The sequence below is a fragment of the Escherichia sp. 94.0001 genome (assembly GCF_013369155.2).
In the GTDB taxonomy this organism is placed as follows: domain Bacteria; phylum Pseudomonadota; class Gammaproteobacteria; order Enterobacterales; family Enterobacteriaceae; genus Escherichia; species Escherichia coli_F.
This window is the reverse complement of the sequence record NZ_JABWMS020000001.1, coordinates 1-12,124: the sequence shown is the minus strand read 5'-3', so window position 1 is coordinate 12,124 and position 12,124 is coordinate 1. Positions and strand designations below refer to the sequence as shown.

Below are 12,124 nucleotides of genomic sequence, written 5' to 3'. Positions count from 1 at the left end.
GAGAGCCGTTAAAACGACTCTCATAGATTTTATTAATAGCAAAATATAAACCGTCCCCAAAAAAGCCACCAACCACAAACCAAACAAATAACGAGCGAGATTACATATAACCAAAACTCAAACATTTCTCGCACAAAGAGTTTTCTTAAGATAATAATAATAAGTGGCGTCAGAAGAAAAAATGCTGCAATCATTGTTTGCAATATACGATCTTCGCCTGAAACGGAAGGTATACTGCAAATATTGTCTCCCGACTCAAGCATCCAGTCATACTTATTGAATGCAAAAAAAGCATCTATTAACCAATAAGTAAGCATTATATATAACAGAGCTTCAAATATTGTTTGAATTTTATGCTTTAACATATGTTAGCACGCTCATAAAAATCCATTTATAATTATCAACGTGACGCGTTGATATTTTCATTTTTACTTATCCAACGCCATATTTTTAATCCCCAAAAAACCGAACCAAACCTGTAAATTAATCCGGTGCGAGTAGGAATTATGAGGAATGGCTATCAGTATTGTCATTTTCAGAAAATATTTATCCTGCATCGGTGAATCGGAGCAAGATCAGACTTTTGCTAAATTCGCAAAAGACTTTGCACATTTTGCTAATTTCACCGTACCGCTCTGTGACGTACTATAGTCGGCAAACGTCTCACCTTGAGGTTAAAAAATGAGCAACATCCTGATTATCAACGGCGCGAAAAAATTCGCCCACTCCAATGGTCAACTGAACGACACCCTGACCGAAGTCGCGGATGGCACGCTGCGCGACCTCGGGCATGATGTCCGCATCGTTCGCGCCGACAGCGACTACGATGTCAAAGCGGAAGTACAAAACTTTCTCTGGGCTGATGTGGTGATCTGGCAGATGCCAGGCTGGTGGATGGGCGCGCCGTGGACAGTGAAAAAATATATTGATGATGTATTCACCGAAGGTCATGGGACGCTGTATGCCAGCGATGGCCGTACCCGCAAAGATCCGTCAAAAAAATACGGTTCCGGCGGCCTGGTACAGGGCAAAAAATATATGCTTTCTCTGACCTGGAACGCACCAATGGAAGCCTTCACCGAAAAAGATCAATTCTTCCACGGCGTTGGCGTCGACGGTGTGTATCTGCCGTTCCATAAAGCAAACCAATTCCTTGGTATGGAACCGCTGCCGACATTTATCGCTAATGACGTGATAAAAATGCCTGATGTTCCCCGCTATACTGAAGAATATCGCAAGCATCTTGTGGAAATTTTTGGTTAACTAGAGCTCTGGCTTTAGAAGGAGTTAACCATGATTACAGTAATCGCAGAAATCCGTACTCGTCCTGGTCAACATCACCGTCAGGCAGTGTTGGATCAGTTTGCTAAAATCGTTCCAACCGTACTGAAAGAAGAAGGTTGCCACGGCTATGCGCCAATGGTGGATTGCGCTGCTGGCGTGAGTTTCCAGTCTATGGCACCGGATTCTATCGTGATGATTGAGCAGTGGGAAAGCATCGCGCACCTTGAAGCGCACCTGCAAACCCCGCACATGAAGGCGTACAGCGAAGCCGTAAAAGGCGACGTGCTGGAGATGAATATTCGTATCCTGCAGCCAGGGATTTAATCCTGCCTTGTTTGCCCGGCCATCCTGACCGGGCAATGTTCTTTCCTTTAAACCTCAATCTCCGCCATGTCGCCTTTCTCTTGCAACCAATTACGGCGATCTTCCGAGCGTTTCTTCGCCAGCAGCATATCCATCATCGCGTCAGTACGCTGATCGTCTTCATCATCGATAGTCAACTGCACCAGACGGCGAGTGTTCGGATCAAGCGTGGTTTCGCGCAATTGCATCGGGTTCATTTCCCCCAGACCTTTAAAACGCTGGACGTTCGGCTTGCCTTTCTTGCGTTTTAATTGCTCGAGCACGCCCTCTTTCTCTTCTTCCGTCAAGGCGTAATAGACCTCTTTGCCAAGGTCAATGCGGTAGAGCGGTGGTAGCGCTACATATACGTGACCGTGTTTCACCAGCGTACGGAAGTGTTTTACAAACAAGGCGCAGAGCAACGTGGCAATGTGCAGACCATCGGAGTCAGCATCCGCCAGGATACAGATCTTGCCATAACGCAGTTGGCTAAGATCGTCGCTGTCAGGATCAATACCGATCGCCACCGAAATATCATGCACTTCCTGCGAGGCCAGTACTTCGTCGGAAGAAACTTCCCAGGTGTTAAGGATCTTACCTTTCAGCGGCATGATCGCCTGATATTCACGATCGCGCGCCTGCTTGGCAGATCCGCCTGCGGAGTCACCTTCCACGAGGAACAGTTCAGTACGGTTAAGGTCCTGCGCGGTACAGTCAGCCAGTTTGCCAGGCAGCGCCGGGCCGCTGGTCAACTTTTTACGCACCACTTTCTTGGCCGCACGCATACGGCGCTGGGCGCTGGAAATCGCCATCTCCGCCAGCAGTTCAGCCGCCTGAACGTTCTGGTTCAGCCACAGGATGAAAGCATCTTTCACTACACCAGAAACGAATGCCGCACATTGACGCGAGGAGAGGCGCTCTTTGGTCTGCCCGGCAAACTGTGGATCCTGCATTTTTACTGACAGCACATAGGCGCAGCGATCCCAGATATCTTCCGCTGATAGCTTCACGCCGCGCGGCAGAATGTTGCGGTATTCACAGAACTCGCGCATTGCGTCCAGCAGGCCCTGACGCAAACCGTTAACGTGCGTACCGCCCTGCATCGTAGGGATCAGGTTGACGTAGCTTTCGGTCAGCAGTTCTCCACCTTCCGGCAGCCACAGTAGCGCCCAGTCCACCGCTTCAGTATCGCCAGCGAAATTACCGATAAACGGTTTTTCCGGCAGCGTCGGTAAACCGTTTACCGCTTCCGCCAGGTAATCGTTCAGACCGTCCTGATAGCACCAGCGTTGTTCGGTATTGTTGATCTCATCTTTAAAAGTGATCTCAACGCCTGGGCACAGTACCGCTTTGGCTTTCAGCACATGTGTAAGACGGGAAACAGAGAAGCGCGGGCTGTCAAAGAAAGTTTCATCCGGCCAGAAGTGCACGCTGGTGCCTGTGTTGCGTTTACCGCAAGTACCGACAACCTGTAAATCCTGCACCTTTTCGCCATTTTCAAAGGCGATGTTATAGATCTGACCATCGCGGCGTACGTTAACTTCTACGCGCTTCGACAGGGCGTTAACCACCGAAATCCCCACGCCATGCAGGCCGCCAGAGAACTGGTAGTTTTTGTTAGAGAATTTACCACCCGCGTGCAAACGGCAAAGAATCAGTTCGACCGCCGGAACGCCTTCTTCAGGGTGAATATCCACCGGCATCCCGCGACCATCATCAATCACTTCTAACGACTGGTCAGCATGTAAAATAACGTCCACGCGTTTTGCGTGACCCGCCAGTGCTTCATCGACACTGTTATCAATGACTTCTTGCCCCAAATGGTTAGGGCGCGTGGTATCGGTATACATCCCCGGGCGGCGGCGAACCGGCTCAAGCCCGGTGAGTACCTCAATGGCATCAGCGTTATAAGTTTGCGTCATGGTTTAAGTTAGCAATTCGAGTTGATCGTCAGAGATGGTGCAGACCAAGAAAATCGACGATCGGGTTGAAATAATCTTCGAAGCCTGTGAATGCGTGGTTGCCGCCTTCTATAACAGTCTGGCGGCAGGAAGCGTAGTACGCCACCGCCTGGCGGTAATCCAGCACTTCATCTCCCGCCTGTTGCAGCAGCCAGATCAAATCCGGCGCTTCCAGCGGGTCAATCTGCATGACTTTGAGATCGTAAATATGGCGTGACTCTAGCACATATTGCTGCCCGGTGTAGGGGTTCTCGTTCTGACCGAGATAGTCCGTCAACAGTTCAAACGGGCGCACCGCTGGGTTTACCACCACGGCGGGCAGCATAAAACATTGCGACAACCAGGTGGCGTAATATCCCCCCAGTGATGAACCGACGATCCCCAGCGAATCGCCGCCATGTTCCAGGACAATGGATTCCAGCAGTTCTGCCGCATCGGAAGGGTACGGCGGTAACTGCGGAATGATCATCTCAACGTCAGGGTGATGTTCCGCCAGCCAGTTTTTCAACAAACTCGCTTTTGCAGAGCGCGGCGAACTGTTGAAACCGTGTAAATAAAGAAGCGTAGACATCAGTAGCCTTCTGAAGCGGTATCAGGTTGGAAACGTGTGTCCGCCAGGCGGTGCACCTCGGTGGTCAGCGTACCATCAGCATGTAACTCGAGCGTACGCCAGCCAGGCGCGATGGTGTCCAGCGTAAAGTTGGAACAATGCGGCTTAAACTGTACACAGGTCGATGGCGTTGCCAGCAGGCGGCGACCATTCCAGTCGAGATCCAGCTCCTGATGGATATGTCCACACAGCAAGTATTTAACGTTCGGAAACTTCGCCAGCACGTTATCCAGTTCGCCCGCGTTACGCAGACTGTGTTGGTCAAGCCAGCTACAGCCCGCAGGCAACGGATGATGGTGCAGCAGCAGCAACGTATGGCGTTCTGGCGCATCAGCCAGTTTAAGTTCCAGCCACTCAAGCTGAAACTCGCTCAGCTCACCGTGCGGCACGCCAAACACCTGGCTATCCAGCAACAGGATTTGCCATTGCTCACCAATAAACACCCGCTTCGCCGGGGAGATCCCCGCATCCTGTAGCGCGCTGTACATCGCAGGCTGAAAATCGTGGTTGCCCGGCAGCCAGACGCAGGGCGCACGAAAACTTGCGATGCCTTCAGCGAAATGCTGATAGGCCGCAGAGGATTGATCCTGCGCTAAATCACCGGTCGCGACAATCAGGTCGAATTCGTGCTGGTGTGGACGAATCGCCTCCAGCACCGCCTGGTAGCTTTCCCAGGTATTTACCCCCAACAGGGCTTCGTGCTTTTGCGCAAACAGGTGAGTGTCGGTAATTTGTAAAATCCTGACTCTGGCCTCACCAGCCAGAGGAAGGGTTAACAGGCTTTCCAAATGGTGTCCTTAGGTTTCACGACGCTAATAAACCGGAATCGCCATCGCTCCATGTGCTAAACAGTATCGCAACCAGTCCGCTAAAAACTGGTTAATTTGATGCTTTTCGTCGCGTTGATGCAACTTTTTATTAGGATAATCATACCGCGCTTTGAAGCGAAAAATCTGCTGACTTGAACACACTTCAGCCACCATCGCGTCATGATACAGACGCACCGTCATTGACGGAAGGCTCCAGTAACTGATCGCGGGCGCAGTCTGTTCGATTGTCACCAGGGTAGTGTATCGGGTCGATTCCACAATCGTTAGCCGATATTGTGCGTTTGCCACCTGATAGCTTACAGTTTCGCCGGGTGCGTCATTGCGCGGTAACAAACGCCGCAATTGTGAAAAGTTCATCTCGCACAGGCGCATCATTTCAGGAAAGTCAGGTGTGTAACGCTTCATTTATGCCCACTCATTTTTTAACGCTTGATGATGCATCTGCAGCCATTGCAAAGCGATGACCGACGCTGCGTTGTCGATTTTCCCCTCTTCTACCCATTGGTATGCCTGTTCCCGGCTTACCACATGAACGCGAATATCTTCGTTTTCATCAGCCAGACCGTGAATACCGCTTGCGGCCGTGGCGTCCACTTCGCCCACCATAATTGACGAACGCTCACTGGTGCCCCCAGGGCTTGCCAGGAAACTTAACACCGGTTTGGTCCGTTTGACTATCAGTCCCGCCTCTTCAATCGCTTCGCGACGGGCGACATCTTCCACACTTTCACCCTCTTCAATCATCCCGGCCACCATCTCCAGTAGCCAGGGGGTTTCGCTGGTGTCATACGCGGCAATCCGAATCTGCTCAATCAGCACAACTTCATCGCGCACTGGGTCAAAGGGTAGCAAGACTGCGGCGTGACCGCGCTCAAAAATTTCCCGCCGTACCTCACGACTCATTTGCCCGTTGAATAGACGATGACGAAATCTATAAAGATCTAATGAAAAAAAGCCGCGATAAAGTGTTTCTCGTGCAATAATTTCAACATCGTTTTTGCCAAAAGTAACGGGCAGGTTGTCTGGCTTAAGCATTGTTAATGTCCTGGCACTAATAGTGAATTAAATGTGAATTTCAGCGACGTTTGACTGCCGTTTGAGCAGTCATGTGTTAAATTGAGGCACATTAACGCCCTATGGCACGTAACGCCAACCTTTTGCGGTAGCGGCTTCTGCTAGAATCCGCAATAATTTTACAGTTTGATCGCGCTAAATACTGCTTCACCACAAGGAATGCAAATGAAGAAATTGCTCCCCATTCTTATCGGCCTGAGCCTTTCTGGGTTCAGTACGTTGAGCCAGGCCGAGAACCTGATGCAAGTTTATCAGCAAGCACGCCTTAGTAACCCGGAATTGCGTAAGTCTGCCGCCGATCGTGATGCTGCCTTTGAAAAAATTAATGAAGCGCGCAGTCCATTACTGCCACAGCTAGGTTTAGGTGCAGATTACACCTATAGCAACGGCTACCGCGACGCGAACGGCATCAACTCTAACGCGACCAGTGCGTCCCTGCAGTTAACTCAATCCATTTTTGATATGTCGAAATGGCGTGCGTTAACGCTACAGGAAAAAGCAGCGGGTATTCAGGACGTCACGTATCAGACCGATCAACAAACCTTGATCCTCAACACCGCGACTGCTTATTTCAACGTGTTGAATGCCATTGATGTTCTTTCCTATACGCAGGCGCAAAAAGAAGCGATCTACCGTCAGTTAGATCAAACCACCCAACGTTTTAACGTGGGCCTGGTAGCGATCACCGACGTGCAGAACGCCCGCGCACAGTACGATACCGTGCTGGCGAACGAAGTGACCGCACGTAATAACCTTGATAACGCGGTAGAGCAGCTGCGCCAGATCACCGGTAACTATTATCCGGAACTGGCGGCGCTGAATGTCGAAAACTTTAAAACCGACAAACCACAGCCGGTTAACGCACTGCTGAAAGAAGCCGAAAAACGCAACCTGTCGCTGTTACAGGCACGCTTGAGTCAGGACCTGGCGCGCGAGCAAATTCGCCAGGCGCAGGATGGTCACTTACCGACTCTGGATTTAACGGCTTCTACCGGGATTTCTGACACCTCATATAGCGGTTCGAAAACTCGTGGTGCCGCTGGTACCCAGTATGACGATAGCAATATGGGACAGAACAAAGTTGGCCTGAGCTTCTCGCTGCCGATTTATCAGGGCGGAATGGTTAACTCGCAGGTGAAACAGGCACAGTACAACTTTGTTGGTGCCAGCGAACAACTGGAAAGCGCGCATCGTAGCGTCGTGCAAACCGTGCGTTCCTCCTTCAACAACATTAATGCTTCTATCAGCAGCATTAACGCCTACAAACAAGCCGTAGTTTCCGCTCAAAGCTCATTAGACGCGATGGAAGCGGGCTACTCGGTCGGTACGCGTACCATTGTTGATGTGCTGGATGCCACCACCACGCTGTACAACGCCAAGCAAGAGCTGGCGAATGCGCGTTATAACTACCTGATTAACCAGTTGAATATTAAATCAGCTCTGGGTACGTTGAACGAGCAGGATCTGCTGGCACTGAACAATGCGCTGAGCAAACCGGTTTCCACTAATCCAGAAAACGTTGCGCCGCAAACGCCAGAACAAAATGCTATTGCTGATGGTTATGCACCAGATAGCCCGGCCCCAGCCGTTCAGCAAGCATCCGCACGCACGACTACCAGTAACGGTCATAACCCTTTCCGTAACTGATGCTGACGACGGGGCTTCGGCCCCGTCTGAACGTAAGGCAACGTAAAGATACGGGTTATCTACCGCATTCTTCCCCCTTCCCGCTTCAATTTCGACCAGCCATCCTCTATTCTGATGGGTATTTACCACTGGTCCCGGAAGACAAAAATGAAACGGACAAAATCCATACGCCACGCATCGTTCCGCAAAAACTGGAGCGCACGCCATCTGACACCTGTCGCTCTTGCTGTTGCCACTGTTTTTATGCTGGCAGGCTGTGAAAAGAGTGATGAAACAGTGTCTCTCTATCAAAATGCTGACGACTGTTCAGCTGCAAACCCAGGCAAAAGCGCCGAATGTACCACTGCGTACAACAATGCGCTGAAAGAAGCCGAACGTACTGCGCCGAAATACGCCACTCGTGAAGACTGTATTGCTGAATTTGGCGAAGGCCAGTGCCAGCAGGCACCAGCCCAGGCTGGTATGGCACCAGAAAACCAGGCGCAGGCCCAGCAATCCAGTGGGAGTTTCTGGATGCCGCTGATGGCCGGTTACATGATGGGGCGTCTGATGGGCGGCGGCGCGGGCTTTGCACAACAGCCGCTGTTCTCCTCGAAAAACCCAGCCAGCCCAGCTTACGGTAAATATACCGACGCGACGGGTAAAAACTATGGCGCAGCGCAGCCAGGCCGCACCATGACCGTACCGAAGACAGCCATGGCGCCAAAACCGGCGACCACCACTACTGTTACCCGTGGCGGTTTTGGTGAATCTGTTGCCAAACAAAGCACTATGCAGCGTAGCGCAACCGGCACCTCTTCTCGTTCAATGGGTGGCTGATACCGATGGAAAGAGTCAGTATTACCGAGCGCCCGGACTGGCACGAAAAAGCCCAAGAATACGGTTTCAATTTTCACACCATGTACGGCGAACCGTACTGGTGTGAAGATGCTTACTACAAGTTGACCCTCGCCCAGGTTGAAAAGCTGGAAGAAGTCACCGCCGAACTGCACCAGATGTGCCTGAAAGTGGTGGAAAAAGTGATCGCCAGCGATGAGCTGATGACTAAATTCCGCATTCCAAAACATACCTGGAGTTTTGTGCGCCAGTCATGGCTGACTCACCAGCCGTCGCTTTATTCGCGTCTCGATCTGGCGTGGGATGGCACTGGCGAACCTAAACTTCTGGAAAATAACGCCGATACGCCAACGTCACTGTATGAAGCCGCATTCTTTCAGTGGATCTGGCTGGAAGATCAGCTTAACGCGGGCAACCTTCCGGAAGGCAGCGACCAGTTTAACAGTCTGCAAGAGAAGCTGATCGATCGCTTTGTCGAGCTGCGTGAACAGTATGGCTTCCAGTTGCTGCATCTCACCTGCTGTCGCGACACGGTGGAAGATCGCGGAACCATTCAGTATTTGCAGGACTGCGCGACAGAAGCTGAAATCGCTACTGAATTCCTCTACATCGACGATATCGGTTTAGGCGAAAAAGGTCAGTTCACGGATTTACAGGATCAGGTGATTTCTAACCTGTTCAAGCTGTATCCGTGGGAATTTATGCTGCGTGAGATGTTCTCCACCAAGCTGGAGGATGCAGGCGTACGCTGGCTGGAACCGGCGTGGAAGAGCATTATCTCCAACAAAGCGCTTCTGCCGCTACTGTGGGAGATGTTCCCGAATCACCCGAACCTGCTGCCCGCTTATTTTGCGGAAGATGATCATCCGCAAATGGAAAAATATGTGGTTAAACCGATCTTCTCCCGTGAAGGCGCAAACGTGTCGATCATTGAGAACGGCAAAACCATTGAAGCAGCGGAAGGTCCGTATGGCGAAGAAGGGATGATTGTTCAGCAATTCCACCCGTTACCGAAATTCGGCGACAGCTATATGCTGATTGGTAGCTGGCTGGTGAACGATCAACCTGCCGGAATTGGCATTCGTGAAGACCGTGCATTGATCACCCAGGATATGTCTCGGTTTTATCCACATATTTTTGTTGAATAAGCCATGATACCGGATGGCACTCGCCATCCGGTAATTATTAGCCTATCTGCACCGACAACATACTTAAACTGCCCATTTCTATACCATCGACCGGAATGGTAATTGGCTCCTGCCCATCCCACGCACCTAAGACATACAACAACGGCAGATAGTGCTCTGGCGTTGGGTTCGATAACGCGCCACCTTCATGGTCGAGATAATTCACCAGAGGATGCTGCTCTACCGGCCCTTGCCACGTCAGATTCGCTTTCACATACTCATTAAACGACATCGCCCAAGGATACGGTGAACTATCACCGTGCCACTTCACCGTACGCAGGTTGTGCACCACGTTACCGCTGGCGACCAACATTATTCCTTCATCCCGCAGCGCTGCCAGTTTACGCCCCATCTCAAAGTGCCAGGCGGCAGGTTTGGTACTGTCGATACTCAACTGCACCATCGGGATATCGGCGTCAGGATACATCTTAATCAGCACGCCCCAGGAACCGTGGTCAAAGCCCCAGGCTTCTTTATCCAGCGTCACAGGGACCGGCGCTAACAGCTCAACCAGACGCTGTGCCAGCGCAGGCGAACCCGGAGCAGGATAATGGGTGTCGTACAGCGCCTGCGGAAAACCGCCAAAATCATGAATCGTGGGCGGCGTCTCCATCGCGGTCACTCCAGTTCCACGGGTAAACCAGTGAGCCGAAACCACCACAATCGCTTGTGGGCGTGGCAATGTCATCCCCAACTTCTGCCAGCTGCGGGTATACAAATTATCTTCCAGCACGTTCATCGGACTACCGTGACCTAAAAACAATGCTGGCATACGTGTTGAAGACATGATGATATCCTTAACTAAAGGTGTCATTTTGATATCCTCACAATACGCTTGTTCGGCGGAGTAAGAACCCGGATAACAATGATGATGATCATCAGTTATTTTGACGATCTGCCTGAAGGTAAAGATTTATAAGGAGTTGTCGATGTCAGTACCTCTCATTCTGACCATACTGGCGGGGGCAGCCACGTTTATTGGCGCGTTTCTCGGCGTTCTCGGACAAAAACCCTCGAACCGCTTACTGGCGTTTTCGCTAGGATTTGCGGCGGGGATCATGTTGCTCATCTCATTAATGGAAATGCTTCCTGCCGCATTAGCCGCCGAAGGAATGTCGCCTGTGCTGGGTTATGGAATGTTTATCTTCGGTCTGCTTGGCTATTTTGGTCTGGACCGCATGTTGCCACATGCACATCCGCAGGATTTAATGCAAAAATCGGTGCAGCCGTTGCCAAAATCGATCAAGCGCACAGCCATTCTGCTCACTCTCGGCATCAGTCTGCATAACTTCCCGGAAGGCATTGCCACCTTTGTCACGGCGAGCAGTAACCTGGAGCTGGGCTTTGGCATCGCGCTGGCTGTTGCATTGCATAATATTCCTGAAGGTCTGGCAGTTGCGGGGCCGGTTTACGCGGCAACGGGGTCAAAACGCACCGCAATTTTGTGGGCGGGCATTTCTGGGCTGGCAGAAATTCTTGGTGGTGTGCTGGCGTGGTTAATCCTCGGTAGCATGATTTCTCCGGTGGTCATGGCGGCAATCATGGCGGCGGTTGCAGGAATTATGGTGGCGCTCTCGGTTGATGAATTAATGCCGCTAGCTAAAGAGATTGACCCCAATAATAACCCCAGCTATGGCGTGCTATGTGGAATGTCAGTGATGGGATTCAGTTTAGTGCTACTACAAACGGCGGGAATTGGTTAAAGACGATTATGACAGATGTTGCCCATTGCTAAAGGCAACATCTGTATCGTTATTAAAGGTATTATTGATGCTTTTCAAATACGTCTTTATCGAAGCGTTTATCTAATTTACTTTGAGCAGCTAACAGCGCATCTCTGTCATGACGAAAAGCTTTACAGTAACGTTTAAGATGAAGAAAATAGCCACCAGCTAGTAGAACAATTAATACAATCCAGTACCAGGCAATAAACATCCTATTCACCTTCATAATTTAACATTACTAAACATTTAGCATTAAAATTTCACATATCCATCGTTGAATATATTCATATACTCGCATAATTGTGGATCAAGTATATGATTTCGATCATAGTAAGTGTTGTATTATACACCATACTCGATTAAAAAAGAAACAACCAAGACTATTAATGCATCCTATTCCCGGATGGAACATCACTAATTAATATTAATAAGCACCACCAGATATATATTATATCTTCGTGATTATTACGTTCCTACTCGTTATAATAATTATACTCTACCACCTTACAATATCAGAAGTAAACTTTTGTCAATAAGTGGTCATTCTTTCACCGTGACCCATACAAAAAATGTATCATACATAACGAAATTCAACAAATATCTAGATATATGCATCAAAATATATAAC

14 protein-coding genes are annotated in these 12,124 nt (G+C 50.0%); 6 read left to right on the top strand and 8 right to left on the bottom strand.

Annotation, left to right across the window (positions count from 1 at the left end; translation table 11 throughout):
• Window positions 1-32 precede the first annotated feature (32 nt).
• Complete coding sequence (locus HEN33_RS00070) at window positions 33-365, bottom strand: DUF2645 family protein (RefSeq protein WP_000912121.1); 333 nt, start codon at window positions 363-365, stop codon at window positions 33-35.
• 316 nt (window positions 366-681) lie between these two features.
• Between HEN33_RS00070 and mdaB the strand changes: the two genes are divergently transcribed.
• Both mdaB and HEN33_RS00060 read left to right on the top strand, forming a co-directional pair.
• Entirely contained in the window at window positions 682-1,263 is a 582-nt protein-coding gene (gene mdaB / locus HEN33_RS00065; RefSeq protein WP_000065430.1) for an NADPH:quinone oxidoreductase MdaB, read from the top strand.
• A gap of 30 nt (window positions 1,264-1,293) precedes the next feature.
• Complete coding sequence (locus HEN33_RS00060) at window positions 1,294-1,608, top strand: putative quinol monooxygenase (protein WP_000633737.1); 315 nt, start codon at window positions 1,294-1,296, stop codon at window positions 1,606-1,608.
• A 47-nt stretch (window positions 1,609-1,655) separates the two neighbouring features.
• Here the strand turns inward: HEN33_RS00060 and parE are convergent, their stop codons facing one another.
• Genes parE through nudF form a run of 5 tightly spaced genes read right to left on the bottom strand, consistent with a single transcriptional unit; the run spans window position 1,656 to window position 6,062 of the window.
• On the bottom strand, window positions 1,656-3,548 hold the full coding sequence (gene parE / locus HEN33_RS00055; RefSeq protein WP_176263713.1) for a DNA topoisomerase IV subunit B: 1,893 nt from the start codon (window positions 3,546-3,548) through the stop codon (window positions 1,656-1,658).
• A 28-nt stretch (window positions 3,549-3,576) separates the two neighbouring features.
• Window positions 3,577-4,158: an esterase YqiA gene (gene yqiA / locus HEN33_RS00050; protein WP_176263712.1), complete on the bottom strand. Its 582-nt coding sequence runs from the start codon at window positions 4,156-4,158 to the stop codon at window positions 3,577-3,579.
• Window positions 4,158-4,985, bottom strand: a complete 828-nt coding sequence (cpdA, locus tag HEN33_RS00045; protein WP_032185146.1) for a 3',5'-cyclic-AMP phosphodiesterase — start codon at window positions 4,983-4,985, stop codon at window positions 4,158-4,160. Before cpdA ends, yqiA begins: the two co-directional genes overlap by 1 nt.
• A gap of 24 nt (window positions 4,986-5,009) precedes the next feature.
• Entirely contained in the window at window positions 5,010-5,432 is a 423-nt protein-coding gene (locus HEN33_RS00040; protein ID WP_000833393.1) for a DUF1249 family protein, read from the bottom strand.
• Window positions 5,433-6,062 (bottom strand): ADP-ribose diphosphatase, encoded by a 630-nt coding sequence (nudF, locus tag HEN33_RS00035; RefSeq protein ID WP_176263711.1) that lies wholly within the window; start codon window positions 6,060-6,062, stop codon window positions 5,433-5,435.
• Window positions 6,063-6,266: 204 nt separating this feature from the next.
• Between nudF and tolC the strand changes: the two genes are divergently transcribed.
• The 3 genes from tolC to HEN33_RS00020 all read left to right on the top strand — a co-directional run bounded on the left by tolC (window position 6,267) and on the right by HEN33_RS00020 (window position 9,733).
• Window positions 6,267-7,748 (top strand): outer membrane channel protein TolC, encoded by a 1,482-nt coding sequence (gene tolC, locus HEN33_RS00030; RefSeq protein WP_000735299.1) that lies wholly within the window; start codon window positions 6,267-6,269, stop codon window positions 7,746-7,748.
• Window positions 7,749-7,895: 147 nt separating this feature from the next.
• Complete coding sequence (locus HEN33_RS00025) at window positions 7,896-8,567, top strand: DUF1190 family protein (protein WP_000831534.1); 672 nt, start codon at window positions 7,896-7,898, stop codon at window positions 8,565-8,567.
• A 5-nt stretch (window positions 8,568-8,572) separates the two neighbouring features.
• Entirely contained in the window at window positions 8,573-9,733 is a 1,161-nt protein-coding gene (locus HEN33_RS00020; RefSeq protein ID WP_176263710.1) for a glutathionylspermidine synthase family protein, read from the top strand.
• A 37-nt stretch (window positions 9,734-9,770) separates the two neighbouring features.
• Here HEN33_RS00020 and ygiD read toward each other — a convergent pair whose 3' ends face one another.
• Entirely contained in the window at window positions 9,771-10,559 is a 789-nt protein-coding gene (ygiD, locus tag HEN33_RS00015; protein ID WP_001364330.1) for a 4,5-DOPA-extradiol-dioxygenase, read from the bottom strand.
• 142 nt (window positions 10,560-10,701) lie between these two features.
• Here ygiD and zupT point away from each other — a divergent pair, with 142 nt between their 5' ends.
• On the top strand, window positions 10,702-11,475 hold the full coding sequence (gene zupT / locus HEN33_RS00010; protein ID WP_001295627.1) for a zinc transporter ZupT: 774 nt from the start codon (window positions 10,702-10,704) through the stop codon (window positions 11,473-11,475).
• Between the two features lie 61 nt (window positions 11,476-11,536).
• Here the strand turns inward: zupT and HEN33_RS00005 are convergent, their stop codons facing one another.
• Window positions 11,537-11,707: a hypothetical protein gene (locus HEN33_RS00005; protein WP_001354975.1), complete on the bottom strand. Its 171-nt coding sequence runs from the start codon at window positions 11,705-11,707 to the stop codon at window positions 11,537-11,539.
• Window positions 11,708-12,124 lie beyond the last annotated feature (417 nt).